At 45.9% G+C, this 20,638-nt stretch carries 10 protein-coding genes; all 10 read left to right on the top strand.

Going from position 1 to position 20,638, the window contains the following annotated elements; all coding sequences use genetic code 11:
- Positions 1 to 187 precede the first annotated feature (187 nt).
- The 10 genes from metE (at position 188) to ACJV2T_RS03065 (ending at position 20,611) form a co-directional block, all read left to right on the top strand.
- Positions 188 to 2,530 carry a 5-methyltetrahydropteroyltriglutamate--homocysteine S-methyltransferase gene (gene metE, locus ACJV2T_RS03110; RefSeq protein ID WP_419399112.1) on the top strand — a complete coding sequence of 781 codons (2,343 nt, stop codon included), beginning with the start codon at positions 188 to 190 and terminating at the stop codon, positions 2,528 to 2,530.
- Between the two features lie 3 nt (positions 2,531 to 2,533).
- On the top strand, positions 2,534 to 3,388 hold the full coding sequence (metF, locus tag ACJV2T_RS03105) for a methylenetetrahydrofolate reductase [NAD(P)H] (RefSeq protein ID WP_415683832.1): 855 nt from the start codon (positions 2,534 to 2,536) through the stop codon (positions 3,386 to 3,388).
- Between the two features lie 737 nt (positions 3,389 to 4,125).
- Positions 4,126 to 11,058: a peptidase gene (locus ACJV2T_RS03100; protein WP_419399111.1), complete on the top strand. Its 6,933-nt coding sequence runs from the start codon at positions 4,126 to 4,128 to the stop codon at positions 11,056 to 11,058.
- 89 nt (positions 11,059 to 11,147) lie between these two features.
- Positions 11,148 to 14,336 carry a bifunctional [glutamine synthetase] adenylyltransferase/[glutamine synthetase]-adenylyl-L-tyrosine phosphorylase gene (locus tag ACJV2T_RS03095; protein WP_419399110.1) on the top strand — a complete coding sequence of 1,063 codons (3,189 nt, stop codon included), beginning with the start codon at positions 11,148 to 11,150 and terminating at the stop codon, positions 14,334 to 14,336.
- A gap of 94 nt (positions 14,337 to 14,430) precedes the next feature.
- Positions 14,431 to 14,664, top strand: coding sequence for a hypothetical protein (locus ACJV2T_RS03090; protein WP_415689854.1), 234 nt, complete (start codon positions 14,431 to 14,433; stop codon positions 14,662 to 14,664).
- 155 nt (positions 14,665 to 14,819) lie between these two features.
- Positions 14,820 to 16,055 (top strand): aspartate carbamoyltransferase, encoded by a 1,236-nt coding sequence (gene pyrB / locus ACJV2T_RS03085; protein ID WP_415682883.1) that lies wholly within the window; start codon positions 14,820 to 14,822, stop codon positions 16,053 to 16,055.
- A gap of 55 nt (positions 16,056 to 16,110) precedes the next feature.
- A complete protein-coding gene (locus ACJV2T_RS03080) occupies positions 16,111 to 17,523 on the top strand; it encodes a dihydroorotase (protein ID WP_419399109.1) in 1,413 nt (470 codons plus the stop codon).
- A gap of 34 nt (positions 17,524 to 17,557) precedes the next feature.
- Entirely contained in the window at positions 17,558 to 18,601 is a 1,044-nt protein-coding gene (gene pyrF / locus ACJV2T_RS03075; protein ID WP_419399108.1) for an orotidine-5'-phosphate decarboxylase, read from the top strand.
- Positions 18,602 to 18,695: 94 nt separating this feature from the next.
- Positions 18,696 to 19,592 carry a dihydroorotate dehydrogenase electron transfer subunit gene (locus ACJV2T_RS03070; RefSeq protein WP_419399107.1) on the top strand — a complete coding sequence of 299 codons (897 nt, stop codon included), beginning with the start codon at positions 18,696 to 18,698 and terminating at the stop codon, positions 19,590 to 19,592.
- 5 nt (positions 19,593 to 19,597) lie between these two features.
- On the top strand, positions 19,598 to 20,611 hold the full coding sequence (locus ACJV2T_RS03065) for a dihydroorotate dehydrogenase (protein ID WP_419399106.1): 1,014 nt from the start codon (positions 19,598 to 19,600) through the stop codon (positions 20,609 to 20,611).
- Positions 20,612 to 20,638 lie beyond the last annotated feature (27 nt).

Genomic DNA, 20,638 nt, shown 5'->3' with positions numbered 1-20,638 from the left:
CAAACACCAGCCAAAACTCATAGACGATACTCAAGAATATCTAAAGAAAAAATAAAACTAATCAAAAAACTATACGAAATTAAGCATATAAATTAAGCTTATAACGACACCCCAAGTTCTTGAATGACCGCATTCAAGCATTTCTTTGCTAGGCTAAAGCGAGTCAAAGAAATTTTTTGGAGGATATATGTCTGCGGTTTTTACTTCTGTTTCCGGTTTCCCACGTATTGGTGCTAATCGTGAGTTGAAAAAGATTATTGAACGTTACTGGAAGCAGGATGCTTCTTTGGATGAAGTGCGTGAAGTTGCTCAATCTTTGCGAGCTAAGCATTGGCGTTTGCAAGCTGAAGCTGGAATTGATTTAATTCCAAGTAACGATTTTAGCTACTATGATCAAATGCTCGATACTGCTATTTTGCTGGGTGCTGTGCCTGAGCGTTATAATGCTTTGAATTTTGAGCATGCTGAGGATACGCTTTTTGCTATTGCGCGCGGCTACCAGGGTGAGCGCGGCGATGTGACTGCTTTGCCAATGAAGAAGTGGTTTACTACGAACTACCACTATATTGTGCCGGAAGTTGAGAATCCGGAAGGCTTGCATTTGGCTGGAACTAAGCCTTTTGACGAGTTTTTGGAGGCTCGTGCGCAGGGTTTGGAAACGAAGCCTGTGCTGATTGGCCCGTACACTTTTTTGAAGTTGGCTCGTACTCCTGAAGCTCAGGAGTTGGAAGTAACTGAGTCTGTGATTTCGGCTCTGGCTTTTGCTTATGCGAGTATTGTTAAGCGTTTTGGCGAGCTTCACGCAACTTGGTTGCAATTTGATGAGCCTTATTTGGCGTTGGATAAAGAGCAAGGCGATTTGGAGCTTTTTAAAGCTTTGTATAAGCCTTTGCTTGAGGCCAGGGGCGCGGAAGTTAAGCTTCTTCTTAACACGTATTTTGGCAATATTGCTGACGCTTACGAAACTGTGAATAATCTTGGTTTTGACGGCATTGGCGTTGATTTGGTGGAAGGCAAGGAAGAAAATCTTGCAGCCATTGAGCGTTATGGCGTGAACGAAAAAACTACGCTTTTTGCTGGCGTTGTGAACGGCCGTAATATTTGGCGCAACGATTATGCTGTGAGCCTTGGGCTTATTGACGCTTTGCGCGAGAATGTTACGGATCGCGTGGCTGTTTCTACTGCTTGCTCGCTTCTTCACGTGCCTTTTAGCACTGTTGGTGAGGATGCTTTGGGTGCGGATGTTTTGCAACATTTTGCTTTTGCTGTTGAAAAGTTGCAGGAGATTCGCGATATTGCCAATCTTGCTGTAGAAAGTGACGAAAGCCGCAAATCTAGTAACGTTTTGGCTAAAAATCAGGCTTTATTTGACGGTTCGCGCGTGAAAGCGGATGCTGCTGTTGCCAATCGTCTTGCGAATCTTAAGGATTCTGATTTTGTGCGATTGCCGGAAAGGGCAGAACGTCAGCGTTTGCAAAAAGAAGCTCTTGGCTTGCCGGATTTGCCAACAACAACTATTGGATCCTTCCCACAAACTAAGGATATTCGTAACGCTCGTGCTGATCTTCGCAAGGGCGAAATTACTCGCGAAGCTTACGACGAGTTTATGCGCGATCGCATTGCTAAGTGCATTGAGCATCAGGAGCAAATTGGCTTGGATGTGCTTGTTCACGGCGAGTTTGAGCGCAACGACATGGTTGAATATTTCGGCCAGCATTTGCGCGGCTTTAAGTTTACGAAGAACGCTTGGGTGCAGTCTTATGGCACGCGCTGCGTGAAGCCTCCAATCGTGTGGTCGGATGTTTCTCGCGAGTCTGCAATTACCGTGGAGTGGAGCGCTTACGCTCAAAGCTGCACGAAGCATATTGTTAAGGGCATGCTTACAGGTCCTGTGACGATTCTTAACTGGTCTTGGCCTCGCGAGGATATTACTCACGAGCAGCAGACTCAGCAGCTGGCTCTTGCTATTCGCGATGAAGTGTTGGATTTGGAGCGTGCGGGTATTCGTGTGATTCAGATTGATGAGGCTGCTTTGCGCGAAAAGTTGCCGCTTCGCCGTTCTGATTGGCATAAGAAGTATTTGGATTGGGCGATTTCTGCTTTCCGCCTGGTTCATTCTGCAGTTGCTGCGACTACGCAAATTCACACGCATATGTGCTATTCGGAGTTTAATGACATTATTCGTGACATTGACGCTATGGATGCGGATGTGATTTCTTTCGAGGCTTCTCGCGGCGACTTGGTTGTTCTTGATGCTATTCACGACGCGCATTTTGAGACTGAGGCTGGTCCTGGCGTTTACGACATTCATTCTCCGCGCGTACCTGGTAAGGCGGAGCTTGTGGAGCGTATTCACGAGATTTTGCGCAAGATGCCTGCTCAGAAGCTTTGGATTAACCCGGATTGCGGTCTTAAAACTCGAGGCGACGCTGAAACGTGGCCGAGCTTGGAGAATCTTGTTGCTGCTGCTCGCGAGGTTAGGGAAGAATTGCAAGATAACAAGCTAATCGATCAGCAGAGCAGGGGGTGAGTTGTGGCTTATAAACCAAAGTTTTCGCTGGAAGTTTTTCCGCCTAAGCGCACATCTCCTATTGGTACGATTTACGATACTTTGGATGGCTTGAAGGGTCTTGACCCGGATTTTATTTCGGTTACTTACGGCACTGGAAAGCTGCAGGATCGTACTGCTACTGCGCGTATTGCTCATACGATTCGCTCCGAATACGGTATTGACGCAGTTGCTCATTTAACAGCTCGCTACCTTGATTACGATGCTGTTGATGAAGCTTTGGAAATGTTTGATAATGCTGGCGTTTCCGGCGTTTTGGCTTTGCGTGGCGACGTGATTGCAGGTCAGGAGGCAGCAGGCGTTTTTGAACATGCCAGCGATTTGGTTTCCTATATTCGTTCAAAGCGTCCGGATTTGCCGATTTTGGGCGCTTGTTACCCGGAGAAGCATCCGGAAGCGGAAAGTTTGCAGGCGGATATTGATAATCTGAAGCGCAAGGTTGACTCGGGCGTTACGCATTTAATTTCGCAACTTTTTTACGATAACGAGGATTTTTTGCGCTTCCGTGATTTAGCTCGTGCGGCTGGCATTAATGTGCCGATTGAGGCTGGAGTGATGCCTGTGGCGAATGCTTCGCAAGTTAAGCGTATGACGAGCTTGTGTGCGTCTCGAATTACTTCGCAAGTTTCCGCAATGATGAATCGTTGGGGGAGTAATGCTGATTGCTTGCGCGATGCTGGCAGTATTTTTGCTTCCCAGCAGATTAACGATTTAATTGCTGAAGGAGTGGACGGTATTCACTTGTATACCATGAATCATCCTGGTATTGCGCGCAGGATTTGGGCGAATGTGAAGCCACTTTTTACGAAGATTGGGTAGGCGCGACGACCTGCCTGAGCGCTTAAAGCGTAGCGCGCGAAGGCAACTCGGAGCGTGAGCTTGCTCAGACGGAAAGTCCAGTGGACTTTCCGTGCAAGCTCAGCAGCGAGCGTTTATTCCTCACGGCTATTGGTAGCCGTTCGGCTGATTTGGCATGTGAAGCACACCGTGCTTCACAATTGAGCCAAATCACGCTTTGAAGGAGCTTGAAATCCTGTTGATTTCAAGCTCGGTCAAAGCGCTGCGCGAGCGTCCCTCGCTCAGTGCGAAAAATCTCAAATCTCACCACGCGAATATTCATACGACCGAGTGGTAGTTAGTATTGAAATTTAACATGAAGTGTGCGACTGTATATAAATGCGCAAAAATGTATATATGCACAAAATAAATGCAATTTATTCTAAACATGTGTTTGGAATCGCCATTAAAACTGTAATCTAGCTTACATTTGTTATGAGAGTTTCCGCCCCAAAAATATGCCAAAAACGTTGAAATAAAGTCTCGCGGGGGGGGGGGTTAGTAGGCTATACATCATAACAAATACGTTGCAAAATATTCGTATATTCGGTATTATTGAGTACAAATCTCAACAAAAGAGATTGCGCTTTTGAGAGCTGAGCAGAAGTCTCATATGTATTTGACCGTAGTTCAATCAGCGTTTGATTACTGCATTAAGCTTTTCGCTAATAAATTCATAAAGACTTATTCAGAGAGAATCGATATTAAGGAGATACACAATGGCTAATTCAAATTCCGGCAAGCACGCACGCAAGGTTACATTGGATGCTGCAGTAAGCAACGCGATTGCGAAGGCTGTGGATGCTCGCAAGGTGGCGGCATTTACGGTTGGAGCCGCAGGCGTGTTGGCTGGTGCTGCGTTTGCTTTTGGTGCAACTCCTGCAATGGCGGCGGAGACTGGTGCGGCTCCTGATACTAAGCCGACTGCTGTGACTGCTGATGAGAATGCTGGTGCTAATAAGAAGGCTGACGCTGGTAAGGCTGCGGATGGTAAGGATACTACTAAGTCTGATAAAGCTAAGGAAACTGAGACTGAGGACGCTGCTAAGCAGGAACAGACTGAGCAGACCAATAAGCAGGATAATGATGAGGAATCTAATAACACTGTAACTACTGACGATAATGGAGATGAATCGACTGTTGTAAAGAGTCGGTCAAGGCGTGATTTGAGTGATAAAGCTCCACAATCTGATGATACTGCGTCTGAAAATCAGGATCGCGCTTCTAATAATAATGCAGCAAACCAAGATTCTAATAAAATTAAGCCTGATACATCGGATTCCGCTAATACCAAGATTGAAATTAACGAGAATAACGCTGAAACTATGCCAAATGCGTATGCTTGGGGAAGCTCAGACAATACGTATAGCAAAGCTGGCGAAACACACACCGTAACCTTCCACTTTGATAAGCCAAAAGATGGTAGCAAGATTACCAGTATTGCTATTTTCCCTTCTAAGACAAATGGTTTCAATAATGAAAAAAGTGAGAGAGGTATTGATTTTTACTCGAAAAATTCAGGTAAACACCAAGCCTATTCTGGCGAATATGAGTTTACTGCGAATGATGATGGTTCTGCTGACCTTAAGATGAAAACTCTTTTTAGGGATGGTAACCTTAATGGAGGCGCTGAGAAGTATACAGCCAGTCGATCTATTTTCGTGTATGTAACTAATAAAGATGGTAAAGAAGATATTGCTTATAAAACAAACGTATTCCGCACTGTAACGCTTGTTCCGCCAAAGACTTCTGGCTCTGTGGTGCTTAAGTATAACCAAGAGCTTACTCCTGAAAAGGTTCAAGCAGCAATTACTGAAGCTGGCAATGTTGAAACCGCGCGTAGTGATAAAAAGTCGGTAAATGATCAGCTTTCTGGAGCGTTTACGCAAAATATTAACGTAAAAGCTGATGATGCTTACGACAAGACTACGTTTAATGCTATTAATAAGGAAACCTCAGCTCAAGGCGCAAAAGATAAGACTTACGTAGTTGGTGCGAAGACTCTTAACACCTATATGGTTACGGATTTGGGCTTTAAGTCCGGGGATATTCCGCTTACCGTTGCGCGCTACGATGATCGCATTGATAAGCCGATTGTTGAAGACCCGACTAATCCTTCGGCTGAAGTTAAGGAAGAAATCGCAAAGAAGCTTGCAAAGATTAACGGCGTAACTACCGATAAAATCACGTTTGATGCAGATGGTAATGCTGTAATCCACTTCGACGGCGTGGATGAAAACGACGCTCCTAAGATCGCCCTCAAAGACCTCGTGCTGAAGAAGCTTGAAGAAAATCAGATTAGCGTTCCTGCAAATGACAAAGCAACCGTTGTTTACAACCCACTTGGCTACTCCAATGCCGAGCTTGAACGCATTAAGCAGTCGATTCTCGACGCAAACAAAAATAACAAAGATCTTGACCTTACCAGCACAGATCAAATTACACTCTCGTATCTTACGGGCGACACTACTGGAGCTGGTAAAGCTAATCAGGGCATTTCAAACGGTCAGGCGGAAAATAAGATTACCGTTAAGATCAAGACCGATAAAGCCTATGCTGAGTTTACTTCTGACGTAAAACAAAATAAATTAACGCGCCTTGTAGATATCCGCAAAGATTACGACGTTTCGTGGGACAATACTAAGAATAAGCTTGACGGTCGCGACTCTGACGAAGGTTTATCGTGGAGCAACGATAGTCATACCACTATTATTTATCGCTACGATCCAACGGCTGCTAAAGAGCTTAAAACTGACGATATTATTAAACTTTTGAAAGCTACGCCGAAAGATCAGCAGGCTGGTTTGCGCGAACTTCAAGGCGGCGAGAATCTCGACCACGAAGGTTCAAATGGTAAACCTCGCAAGTCGCACATGCACTATGCGCTTAAAGGTGACGAACCAACAGGCGATCTTTCGCTGGGCAATATGAGCGGTCCATACTGGATAGGCAACCAAAAGGTGAGCCATTCCGACGAAAAACTCGGTGATAATTTATCAGAAGCTGGTTCGTATTCATGGGATCCAGAAGCCGGTTCGGTAAAGGTAGCCGGCAAAAAGGGCAAAATCTACAAAGCGCGCTTGTTCGTTCAGCCGTATGAAATGACATACTACAAGGACGTGTATTTGGAGCAGGGTCGCAACCCAGGCAACACAGCGAAGGCGATTAACGTTATCTTTGTGCCGCAAACGAATCACAAGACAAGTGATTTGAAGAAGTCGGTTGATGGTCACACGACTGTTCCTGTTGAGGGCAAAGAAGTTCCAACGCAGCCAGCCTATTACAACGCTTCTGATAAGAAGAAAGAGGCGTACGATAAGGCGTTGCAAACTGCAAAGACACTGTATGACTCTGTGAAGGATACCGACGAGTCGAAGCTTACCGAAGAGCAGAAGGCTCAAATCGACAACGCAACGATTAATCTTAATAAGGCACGTGCCGAACTTGATGGTCCTGACACCAACAAGGACGGGCTGAACACTTCGATTGAAGCCAATGGTAAAGCGGCTCAAGGTACTACCGCTGCAACTGGTACGCAAGCAACGAATCAGTTCAAGAACGTAAGCGACCCTGACTTTAAGACAGCTGATGGTAAAACTGACGAAGCCAGGAACAAAGCCGCTAGGGAAGCCAAGAAAGCCTACGACAAGGCTCTTGAAGACGCTAAGACGTTAAAGGAAGACAAGAACGCTACGCAGAAGGCTGTCGACGACGCGAAGGCTAAGTTGGATGAGGCTCGCAAGAAGCTTAACGAATTTACCACTAATAAAGATGGGTTGAGTGCAGCGATTGCCACGGATGGCAAGGTGAACACGGGAGATGTTGATAAGCAAGGTGAAGCGAAGCTTAAGACCGCCGACCCTACTTACCAAAACTCTACTACTGAGCAGCGCGAAGCATACGACAACGCTGTAAAGAAGGCGGGCGAGGTTGCGGCCAATCCAAACGCTTCCCAGAAGGAAGTAAACAAGGCTATTGATGATCTTAAGAAGGCTAAAGCGGTTCTCGACGCTAACGCAACCAACAAAGCTCCTTTGGATGCTGCTGTGAAAAAGAGCTTCGATAACCCCGATCCAAACGATGCCAACAAGCAAAGTGTGTTCTACAAGAACGCAAAGAATAAGACGGGAGACGCCGCCGCTCAACAAGCCGTTAAGAATTACGACGACGCACTCGCAGAAGCTAAGAGAGTGCTTGGTGACGAGAACGCTACAAAGGCCGATGTAGATAAAGCAAAGAATGCGCTTGAAGATGCTGAAACAGCACTTCATGCTGATACCTATCAAACAAAGTCAACTGACCTTGCGCAAGCTCTTGCTGACAACTTCAGTGGTTATTTGATGCCTGCGTACTTTAACGCTTTTGATAAGGCGCAAGCAGGTGATGAGCAGGCAAAGAAGGACTTCAAAGCCTACAACGATGCTTATCACGCTGCAAAAGACTTGATGACGGAGCTTAATAAGCCGAACAGTTCTATAACGCAGGATAAGGTTAATGCGGTTCAGAATCAGCTAATTGCTGCGCGCAAGATTATCGACACCTATGCAACCGACACCAGCAGACTTTCGGCTGCTGCGCTTAATGACGTTGCAATACAAAAGAGCCCAGCCTACAAGAATGTGTCCGCAGATGATGCGAGCGAAGAAGCAAAAGAAGCTAAAAAGAAGTATGACGCCGCAGTAGAGAAGCTGCATAAGGCGCTTACTAACACGCTTCCGAAAGATCAAGCAGATGGTAAGGATATTCCTGATACGAATACCCCTAAGAAGAACGGCAACCTTAACGATAAGGACTACCTGAAAGACATTCAGGCGCACAAAAACGGTGAGCCGCTGAACAGGGATGTTGACGATATCATTAAGGAAATGAACGAAGCGGCGAAGGCACTGGATAAGTTTGCAACCAAGACCGATAAGCTGTTGGAATCCATCAACAAGGATACTGATACTCAGAAGGATCCGGCGTATAAGAATGCTAAAGATCCGCACAAGCTGGGTACTGATGGCAAGGAAGATACTTCTGGATATGACGCCATCAAGCAGAAGGCTAAGGATTATGACGATGCGCTTACTGAGGCTAAGAAGCTCTTGACGGATCCAACCGCTACCCAGGCGCAGGTGGATGCGGCTCTTAAGAAGCTTAATGAGAAGCGTGATGCTCTTAAGGCTCAAGATACTAACGTTGAAGCGCTGAAGAGCAGCGTTGAAAAGCACGGTAAAGAGAAGCAGAGTAACACACCTGCTACCGAAGGTACTGTTACCTCCGACGCATACCGCAACGCCTCCGATCCTCACTTCATGAAGGCAGATAAAACTGACCAAACTAAGTTAGTTGAAGATACCGAGAAGAATAACGCTGCTAAGGAAGCTAAGAAGGCATACGACAAGGCATTAGTTGAAGCTCAGGACTTGCTTGCAAAGCACGACCCTAAGAGCAATACACCGCTTGACGCTAAGCCAACTCAGAAGCAGATTGACGAGGCTTTGAAGAATCTTGACGCTGCTCGCACTGAGATTGAGAAGTACAAGACTGTTACTACTGATCTTGAAAAAGAAATTAATAAGTCTACTGCTGAATATGCTCCTGCTGTTACTGAAAGCGACTTCGAGAACACTCCAGAGTTCAAGAATGCCGACGACAAGAAGGTAGAAGGCAACAAGGATAATGACGATGTCAAGGCTTACAAGGATGCGCTCAAGAAAGCTCGCGATCTTGTAAAGGCTGCTAATCCTACAGATCCGGGTGCTAAGAACAGTTCGCATCCAACGCAGCAAGAAATTAATGATGCACTCGATGCTCTTAAAGCAGCTAAGAAGCAGATTACTGACAACTACAAGACCAATCTTGAGCCGTTGACTTCTGCTAAAGACTTTGCAGGTGGCGACTTTAAGAAGACTCCTGAGTATAAGAATGCGGTAGATCTTAAAGATGATCAGAAGGCTGATCAAAATACGAAAGACGCAGCTAAAAAAGTCGTAGAAGCTCTCGATGATGCCGTAGCAAACAGTGCTTTGAAGAAGGCCAAGGACATCATTGATAATCCAACTGGCAAGACTCAGAAGGAAGTTGATGCTGCTCTTAAGACCTTGCAAGAAGCAATGGACGCAGTTACCAACGGCTACAAGACCAAGACCGACAAGCTTGAAAACGAAGTCGGCGATAAGGATGACAAGGGTCAGCCTGTAACTCCTAAGTTTGAAGAGTCGGTTGCGTACAAGAACGCGCTTGCAAAGAAGAACGCTGAATCTGAAGAGGATGCAAAGAAAGATGGTTCCGCAACTAAGAAGCTGGAAGATTACAACAAGAAGCTGAAGGCTGCACAAGACTTGATTGCGCAGGTAAACAGTACCGATCCGAATGCTGATCCAGATAAAAAGCCAACACAGAAGCAGGTTGATGCTGCTCTTGAAGCTTTGAAGAAGGCAAAGCAAGCTATCGATGACGCCTTTACGACCAAAGTTGACGCTCTTAAGAAAGAAACCAAAGAGCTTAATGACGACGGCGGAGCAAAGGAAGACAAAGATAAGTTCGAAAACTCTGCTGAGTACCAGAATGCACTTGCTAAAACGGATGCTGACGGCAAAAAAGATGTACAAACGTACAAAGATGCTCTAAAGAAAGCTAATGACCTTCTTGGCAAGTTCGATGAGAACGGTAAGCCAAAGCCTGGAGAAAAGGACATCCCAACTCAGCAAGAAGTTGACGCTGCTCTAGATGTCTTGAAAGCCGCTAAGAAGAAGATTACTGACGGCTACAAGACTAATAAGTCTGATTTGACTGCTGAGGCTGGTAAGGATTCTGATTTCACCAAGACTCCTGAGTATCAGAATGCTCAAGCTAATGGTGATGACGAGTCTAAGAAGGCTCTTGAGGATTACAAGAAGGCTCTCGAAGACGCTAACAAGGTTCTTGGCGACGCTAATGCTACCCAGGCTCAGGTTGATGAGGCTTTGAAGAAGCTTCAGGATGCTAAGAAGAAGCTTACTGATTCTAATAAGACTGATAAGTCTAAGCTTCAGGATGAGGCTGATGATGATGCTAAGTTCCGTAAGTCTTTGTACTTCATTATTGGCAAACGCGACGATATTGAGGCTTATAAGAAGGCTTTGGCTGAAGCTGACAGCGTACTTAACGATCCTAATGCTACTCAGGCTCAGGTTGATGAGGCTTTGAGAAAGCTTCAGGCTGCTAAGTATAAGCTTAATCACCCGTTTGGCGCTGGCAGTGGTGTTGGTAGCGGTAGCGGCTATGATACCGATGCTGATGCTGGGGATGGTTTTGATACTAGTGATTCTCAGAGTGCTTTGGTTGATAAGTCTGCTTTGCAAGTCGAAGTTAATAATTCTGAAGCGGATTCTTCTGCTGCGTCTAAGTCGAACACTGCTGCTGCTAAAGCTTACGTGAGTGCTTTGGCTGAAGCTAAGCGTGTGCTTGCTGATAAGAATGCTACTCAGGCTCAGGTTGATGAGGCTTTGAGGAAGCTTCAGGCTGCTAAGGCTGCGTGGCGTAATGCCTCTGGCGCTTCCGGTAATGCTAGTGGTCTTGCTAAGACTGGTGCTGCAACTGGCTTGTTTGCAAGTCTTGCTGCAGTATTCTCAGGACTTGGTGCTGCTGGCGTTGCTTCTCGCCGCCGCAAGCATTCCAACGAGTAGTCTCGCTCATAACTAAGTAATCCCTCGCAGGTTATCCTACGATAATCCGCGAGGGATTTTTGTACATTACCACAGTGTAAAGTTGCGGTATGGAAAGTGCGAACATAACAGATAGTGCAACTACTGAAACCAACTGCAACGAAAGCAGCACAAACTCTTCCGCACTCACCTCAAGAAGCCTTATTAAAGCCGGCTTTTCTCGCCCGGATGCTGCACGTTGCGCAATGATGGCAATACGCAAAAACTGCAATAAAATATCGTTTGAAACATTGCTAAGAAGCGCGCTTACAGTTGAAGATCCAGATTCTGCATTGCTTTCATTGCAAGATTTAAGTGAAGCATACCCCGAAATAATAAATAATATTTCAACTTCAAATTCGCAAATATCTGACTCATTAACAAGCCTAATGCAAGTATTAGGTGCGTCTAACGCGCTTGCAATGCTTATGCGCACAAGACCTAATCTTATAAAAGCCGCGGCAAACGACCCGAATCATCTTTTTGCAATGACTAGGGAAGAGCGCGTAAAAGACCTACTCGAAGCAATACAAGCGTATACTGCAACAGTTGTTGCTTCTGAAAGCAGCGATTCCAACACAATTTACTTAACATCTCTCGGCTTTGCGCAAGCAGTTTCTGCGCTTCGTGCGCGCTACCGTGAGCATGTTGCTGCAATTATGGCAGCTGATTTAGCGAGCGCAGACCCTGTTGAAGTGCAGCCAGATATTAGTCGCAAACTTTCCGACGCGGCGGATGCTGTTCTAGAGGCAGCGTTGTCTATTTCGCGCGGTCAGGTTACTGGTTCTTCCGCATGCAGATTTGCGATTATTGCTATGGGTAAGCTTGGTGCGCAAGAAATTAACTACGTTTCCGACATCGATTTGATTTACGTTGTGGAGCCTGCGGACTCCGGCAACAAGCAGAATCAGGACGCTGCTTTGCGCGTTGGTGCTTCTATGGCGATGGTTTTGCAAAAAGTATGCCAGTCGGTGGTTATGGGCTCTGTGGAGCCTCCACTTTGGCAGATTGATACTGCGCTTCGCCCGGAAGGTAAGGATGGTCCTCTTGTTCGTAGGCTTGATTCTCATAGGGAATATTATGAGAAGTGGGCGAGTAGCTGGGAGTTTCAAGCGCTTTTGAAGTCGCGCCCTGCAGCAGGGGATGCGGATCTTGGAAAAGCTTATCGCGATATGGTAGAGCCGTTTATTTGGAAGGCTTCTGGTCGTGAGCATTTTGTAGCTGACTGTCAGCATATGCGTCAGCGTGTGGAGTCGCTTATTCCGGCTTCTCAACGCGATTTGGATATGAAGCTTGGTCGCGGTGGCTTGCGTGACGTTGAGTTTACTGTGCAAATGCTGCAGCTTGTGCACGGAAGTGAGGATGAGTCGCTTCGCGTAAGGGATACTATTTCTGCTTTGCAAGCGTTGGCTCAAGGTGGCTACGTTTCTAGGTCTCAGGCGGCGCTTTTGGCAGAACACTACCGTTTTGAGCGCGTTCTTGAGCATCGTCAGCAAATGTGGAGTATGCATCGCACGCATTTGTTCCCAGATTTGGGTGCGCAAGGAAACGGCGGTTTGGATCGTGCGCGCACAATTTCTACAGAGCAGCTTAATAATAATGAGCAGATTTGCCGTCTTGCTCGTGCTGTGCGGCTTCGTCCGGAAGAGTTGGTTGCGCGTTTTGATAAAGCTCGTCGTGAAATTCGGCACTTGCATAAGGATATTTACTACCGTCCGATGCTTCCTATTAACGCTCAAACGGATGCGGATCCTATTGTACTTTCGCCGGAGGCTGCTCGCGCGCGCTTTGCTTCTATTGGTTTTGCGGATGCTCGTGCAGCACAGTTGCATGTTGAAGCGCTTACGGAGGGGCTTTCTAGGGCTGCTAAAATTCATAGGATTCTGCTTCCGGCAGTGTTGAAGTGGCTTGGCGACGGGCAGAATCCAGATATGGGTTTGCTTGCGTGGAGGCGTCTTGCGGAGCGTTTTGGCGGAAAGAACACGTATCTTGGTTTTTTGCGTGATTCTCCTTCCGCAGCTCAGCGTCTTTGCCACGTTTTGGCGGATTCTCGATATCTTGGCGACGCTATGATGCAGTCGATGCAGTCTATTACTTGGCTTGGTGACGACGAAGCGTTATCTGCGCGCGATAGGGCAAGTCTCGACATGCAAACTAGTGCAATGGTTGCGCGTTATGCAAGTAATATTGCGGATTTTGCGCAGTCTTTGCGTGCTCTTCGCCGGCAGGAAATTGAGCGAGTTGCTTTAGCTTGGATGTGTGGTCTTATTGACGACGATACTTCTATGCTTGCAATGAGTGACGTGTTTGATGCTATTTTAGATGCGACTTTGCAATGGTCTATGCGTGAAGCTGTGTCAGCAATGAATTTGAATGCTCCTCAAGCTGAAATTGCTATTATTGCTTTAGGTCGTTACGGCGGTAGAGAAGTAAACTTCTGTTCTGACGCAGACATTATGGTAATTTACAAGCCGGTTGGTGAAGATTGCGATTTAAACGCAGCTCACCGCTTTGCGCAAAAAACTGTAGATATTTTGCGCAATATTTTGCAAGGTCCTCTTACGCTTGAACCAAAAATCATGGTCGATTTGGATTTGCGTCCGGAAGGAAAAGACGGTCCGCTCGTTCGTTCGCTAGAATCTTGCGAAAATTATTATCGTCAGTGGGCTAGCACTTGGGAGCATCAAGCGTTGTTGCGAGCGCGTTTTGCTGCAGGTTCTAAAAAGTTGGCGGATGCTTTGCTTGATGGCGTTGTGAACGAATTGCGTTACGCTGCAAATCCTCTTAGTGAATCTCAGCTTGCTGAAATTCGTAAGCTTAAAGCGCGCATGGAAGCGGAGCGTTTGCCTCGAGGTGTGAGTAGGGATAGGCATTTGAAGCTTGGTCGTGGCGGTTTAAGCGATGTTGAGTGGACCGTGCAATTGATGCAATTGCAATATGCTTCAAAGCATAAGTCTTTACGAGTAGTTGGAACTATGCAAGCGTTGAAAGCATTGCAATCTGAGCATTTTATAAGCGACGAGGATGCTGAAGTTTTAAGCCGCTGCTGGCATATGTGTTCTGCAGTGCGCAACGCAAACTTCTTGTGGTCTGGCTCAATGGCTCGCGCAGATATTATTCCAACTGACTCGTATTCTTTGGGCGGAATTGCAACTTACCTTGGTTACGAGCCTAACCAGGGCCGCGTTTTTGAAAACGATCTTCTAGCAACCATGCGTCAGTGCCGCGAAATCATGTCTCGCCTTTTCTACGCTCGCTAGGCGTTATGGCGTAATTGCGTCATCTTAGTACGATTTGCGTTTATTGTTGCATTCTCTTCTTTAGGATATAATTACAGGACGGGAGGTGATTTTAATGAAAAATGCAGTAATGAGTAATGATGTAAAAGAAAGAGCTAACTCTTCAGTTTTTTATGCTGATGTTTCTGCACCTATAAAACAAGCAGTCAGTAGTGAAAATTTAGAAGAAAATGACGAATTATTATCTACTGATTTTTCTGCAAAACTTATGCATAGTTATAAGCAGTCAGTTTCTGGTTTAGCACGCCCATATGCGGATGTTTTTGCTGAGTTAGAAAAGGGCTTGTAATGAGTTCTTTTAATATTCTTGTTACTCAAGATGCAGAAAATGCTAGTATGTCACCACTCCGTATATAGATTCGTCAACGCTAATCAGTAAAATTGCGTAGGTCGCGTGTGGTTGCGACCGTCTTGCCAATTGACGGAAGGTGAGCGGTACTTATTATGACGAACGCAATTTCTAGTTCTTTACATCAAACTTTTTCTCTAAGCTCAATTGCAAATTCTCTAGCGGGCAAAAGTGTTGTTACATTAGACGATATTTCAACTGCGCAAATACGAATGCTTTTAGACAAAGCGCGATACATTGATTCGCACCGTAAAGAAGTGGCTCACACTTGCGATGGCAGAGTGTTGGCCACTCTTTTTTATGAGCCGAGCACGCGCACTCGCTTAAGCTTCGAAACAGCAATGCTGCGTTTAGGAGGCAAGGTAATCGGCTTTGCAGGCGCGCAACTTTCTAGCGCAAGCAAAGGTGAGACTGTAAACGATACTTTGAAAGTCGTGTCTAATTATGTTGATGTTGTTGCAATGCGTCACCCAAAGGAGGGTGCTGCTTTTGTTGCAACTCAAGCTGTGAGCACGCCTATTATTAACGCGGGCGACGGCGGTCACATGCATCCAACTCAAACTCTTGCAGACTTGGCAACTATTCTTGCGCGTTTCGGTCGCCTTAATAATTTGACTGTTGGCTTGTGTGGCGACTTAACTTACGGACGCACAGTTCACTCGCTTATTGAAACTTTGTGCCGCTTTGGAAACGTTCATTTTGTGCTGATTAGCCCGGATGAGCTTAAAACTCCTCAGTACGTAATCGACCGCATTGATGATACGCCTTCGTGTACTTACGAGGAAACTCGCGACTTGATGGAAGTTATTGGCAAGCTTGACGTGCTTTACATGACTCGCGTGCAAGAAGAGCGTTTTACGGATCGCGAGCAATACTTGCGGCTTCGTGACACGTACATTTTGACGGAAGAAAAGTTGCAAAAAGCAAAGTCGCATATGCCTGTGCTGCATCCGCTTCCTCGAATTAACGAGATTGCTGTTGACGTTGACGACGATCCTCGCGCAGCATACTTTGAGCAGGTTAAAAACGGTATGCTTATGCGCATGGCTTTGGAAAGTTCCGTTCTTGGCGACGAGCTTTGCGGCTACGAGCCAACCGATTTTGTGAACGTTCCAGAAGACGAATTGCAAGCGGTTGACGCGCACGGAATTTCTTTGGCGGATCCTCGCGTGCATGTGACGGACGTGAATGCGCCTGAAAATCTTACTTGCCCGAATCCTCGTTGCATAACAAACAGCGAACTAACTCTTAAACGCAAGTTCTACAAAGCTGATTCCGTAAGGCATGAGTATCGCTGCATGTATTGCGACGAAGAAGCAGAAACTAAGTAAAAAATTTAATAATATTATTGTATAACTGTAAAAATTACGCAAAACCAGGAGTGAAATGAACGAATCAGGCACCTTAACTTTGCGCAATATCTCTGTGTGGGATACTGGCGAACGTATTGATCTTATTGTTGATGGCGTTCGTCAGGATGCCCTTATAGAGCAGAATGCGCGCGTTACTGGCGACATTGACGCAAGCGATTGGGTTGTTGCTCCTGGTTTTGCAGATCCGCATGTGCATTTTAGAGATCCAGGGCAAACAGCAAAAGAAACAATGATGACCGGCAGTGAGGCTGCGGCGGCTGGCGGTTATACGCAAGTTTTGATTATGCCAAATACTGTTCCAGCTCTTGACGGCGAGCCCTGGGAAGATGCTCCATTTGATGTAGAAAATGTAGTTGACTATTTGCAGCGTTATGGTTGCATTTACGGCGTAAAATTGCCAGTTCGCTACGATTTGAGCGTGTGTGCATCATTGGGACGTAAAGGTTTAAAGCCAAGCAATATTGAGCTTTGGAAAAAGTATGTTGCTGGAATCGACGACGACGAAAAAACTTCTCCTATGAAAAAGCACCCGATTACTGCTATAAGCGACGACGGTGCTGCAGTGCCCGAACCGATTTTGCGAGATGTATTAGCGATGGCAAAACAAACTGGTTTGCCTTTCGTTGAGCATTGTGAGCATCATGATACGGGAGCTGTAAACGAGGGCCCGATTGCAAAAATGCTTGGTGTTGGTGGAATTCCAGCTTCTACTGAGCTTGCAATTGTGCAAAGAGATATTGATGCAGCCAAAGAAACTGGCGTACACGTGCATTTCCAGCATGTGAGCACGGCGGCAGCTTTTGAAGCGATTCGTAAAGCGAAAAAAGCGGGCTTGCCAATTACGTGTGAAACTGCGCCTCACTATTTAGCTTTGTGTGATGAGGATGTTTTGCGATATGGCGCGATGGCTAAAATGAATCCTCCTCTTCGTTCAAAAGCGGATCGTCAAGCAACGCTCGCTGCTATTGCGGATGGCACAATTGACATGATTGCAACAGATCACGCGCCTCACACTGCGGAAGAAAAGTCGGGAGATTTTGCAAGCACTCCTAACGGAATTATTGGGCTTGAGTGCGCGTATGGCGTTTGCAGAAAAGTGCTTGTAGAAGCCGGGTATACGGATGACAAGCATTTAATCGAATTGATGGCAGTAAATCCAATGCAATTGATGAGCAGAAGACCTACTGATATTGCGGCTTTGCTTAATATTTCTTCGCGATGCGCAAACAAGCGAACGCTGCGTTTAAGTATTACTGAGCACCCTGAAAACGTTGATTTAGTGCTGATTAATATGCGCGAAAATTGGGCGGTTGACGCAAATTTGTTCCACTCAAAAGCTCGAAATACTCCTTTTGATGGATGGCAACTTACAGGAAGGCCGGTTGCGACGATTATTGGTTCAGAAATTGCTTTCTCGAGAATGTGATTGATTAAATATAAATTTGGAATGGTAGTAAATTATGGACGAACTTATTGAAGCGATTGCAGTCAAGCAAAATCCTAGTGTTGTGGGCTTGGACCCTAAGCCTGGAATTGTGCCTGTGGAAATTATTAGCTCTCTTGCGGACGAAGTTTTGCAAGAAGTAGAAGGCGAGGATGCGCTGCCAACGCTTTTAGCTACAGCTTATTTTGAGTTTAATCGCGCTATTATCGACGCGGTTGCAGATTTTGTGCCGGCTGTAAAGCCGCAAATTGCAATGTACGAAGCTCTCGGTTCCGCTGGAATGGACACGTACGCAATGACTTGCGAGTACGCAAAATCGCAAGGATTAGTTGTAATAGGTGACGCAAAGCGCGGAGATATTGGCTCTACAGCTGGTCAGTATGCTGCTCATTTAAGCGGTTTCGCTAATCTTTCTTCATATTTTGAAGACGACGCCACTAATAGCAACGCGGTGCCGCAATCTCTTAAAAATCTTCTAAAAAGTTCTAAAAATCTTGACGTTTGGCATGAAGATTCGCTTACAGTAAACCCTTATATGGGTTCGGATGGTGTGAAGCCTTTTATCGATGAAGCAGTAGCGCACGATAAAAGCATTTTTGTACTGCTTCGCACCTCGAATCCTTCTAGCAAAGAGCTGCAGGAGCTTATTTTGCAAGATGGCAAGCCAGTGTATGAGCATATGGCTGATTTGATTGAGAACTGGGGTGCTTCAAGCATTGGCAAGCATGGCTATTCTAAGGTTGGTGCAGTTGTAGGTGCCACGCATCCGGAGGAGGGCAAGCATTTGCGCGAGATTATGCCGCACACTTTCTTCCTTGTTCCAGGCTATGGCGCTCAAGGCGGTACGGCTCAAGATGTTGCTGGAATGTTTGATGCAAACTCTGAAGGTGCTATTGTAAATTCTTCGCGCGGTATTATTGCTGCTTGGAAAAAGTCTGAAGATTACGCTAAAAATCAACGGCATATGTCTCTCGATGACATTCTCGATATTGTGCGTGATTCTGCAGCTGTTGCTGCGAAAAACATGCGTGACGACTTGCGCAATGCAGTGTATCGCTAGAATGTATAACTAAAATAAATATAACTAAAAATATAATTAAAATTAAAAATAAAACGCAACGGTACAAAACACATACAAGGGTAGGGGAAACCACATGAGTGATGGCATGTTTATTCCAACGCGAAAAGCCTCTGGAAACGCCATAATTACGTTACGTGAAGACGCTTTTGATTCTTCCGGCTCAAGTTCTGCAGACGAAAGCAATAATGCAAAATATTCGCGCCTTTGGGGGCGTAGAGCTGTAGAAGTGCTCAATAATGAGAAGCTAGACGAAGGCGTGTACCGTTTAACTTTGCGAGATTCTGAGATTGCTAAAAAAGCTGCTCCTGCACAATTTGTGAACTTGTATTCCCCTGACCCAACTGCTATGCTTCCGCGTCCTTTTGGAGTTGCAAGCGTAGAAGGCGATACTTTTACTTTGATTTTTGCTGTGATTGGCAAAGGCACTGCTAAGTTTGCTGAGCTTAAGCCAGGAGATAGCGTTGACGCTCTTGGGCCTTTGGGATTAGGTTTTAATATTTCCAAACCTGCACATTATGTGTTGGTTAGTGGCGGTTTGGGCGTGCCACCTATTTTGTGTGCTGCTCAAGCGCTTTCAAAGCGTGAAGATTCCAGCGTAACGGCAGTGCTTGGCTACCGTAACAAGCGTTTTGCAGATGATTTAACGAAAGAATATATTTCAGACGTACACAGTATTACGAATGCTGAAGGAACTGTTATTACGCTGCTAGACGAGCTTGAAAAAGTTAAGCATTTTGATTTCGACGACGATTTGCCAACTGTTATTTTGTCTTGCGGTCCTTTGCCTATGATGAAAGCCGTAGCTCACTGGGCGCATGAAAGAAATATTGAGTGCCAGCTCAGTTTAGAAGCGCGTATGGGATGCGGATACGGAACTTGCGTTGCTTGCGTTGTTGACACTTTAGAAGGCAGGCTGAAAGTTTGCAACGACGGTCCTGTTTTTGATGCGAATCGTTTGGGTTGGGAGTAAAAAATATGAGTGCTGTAAATAATGCCGAAAATAATTCTGTAAATAACGCAAATTGCGCAACAAATTCCGCAACAAATTCCGCTGAAACTTTTGGCTTTGACACTAGCCACGTTTGGAAACATCCAACTCAAGTTGCAGGCGTTAAATGGAAAAACATGGTTGGAACAGCTTCTGGAACTTTCCAGCTTGCAGCTTGCCGACGCTTTTACGACGTAAGCCAGCTCGGCGCAATTTGCACAAAAGGCGTTTCTCCTGTTCCTTGGGAAGGAAATCCTTCTCCGCGCACTGCAGAGTCTCCATCCGGCATGGTAAACGCAGTCGGATTGCAAAATCCTGGCGTCGACCACTATTTAGTAGACGAGCTTCCGAAATTAAAGAAAATGGGAGCGCTTGTTATTACTAATGTTGCAGGTCACAGTGACGACGATTATGCGCAAGTTGTTGAAAAGCTCGCGGATTCTGCTGCAGACATGCTCGAAATTAACGTAAGCTGCCCAAACGTGACTCACGGCGGAATGAGCGTCGGCACGGATCCGGTTGCGTTACACCGCTTAATTAAGCGACTTCGCGCAATGACAGATAAGCCAATGATTGTAAAAATGACGCCAAACGTGACGGATATCGTCTCGATTTGCAAAGCTGCTGTTGATGCTGGAGCGGACGCTTTAAGTATGATTAATACGCTTGTTGGTTTGCGAATTGATATTCGAACCGGTGAGCCGATTATTGCAAACCGTACGGGTGGCGTTTCCGGCCCTGCGATTTTCCCGATTGGACTTGGATTCGTGTGGCGAGTTCGTCAAGCTATGCCAGATATTCCAATTATTGGTATTGGCGGCATTGATTCTGGCGAAAAAGCTTTGGAATACTTGTATGCTGGCGCGAATGCTGTAGAAGTTGGTGCGGCGGCTTTGGTGGATCCTACTGCTCCTATTCGCATTGCTCGTGAGCTTGACGATTTGCTTGATTCTCGTCCAAAGCTTGCTTCTTTGCTTGCTGAAGGAAAGACTTGGCGCTGAAATTAAGAAAGTAAGCGTATTTAGAAA

This window comes from Gardnerella phocaeensis (genome assembly GCF_048545075.1).
Classification (GTDB): domain Bacteria; phylum Actinomycetota; class Actinomycetes; order Actinomycetales; family Bifidobacteriaceae; genus Bifidobacterium; species Bifidobacterium vaginale_J.
Note: the sequence above shows the minus strand (reverse complement) of the source record. Positions and strands in the feature narration are given on the sequence as shown.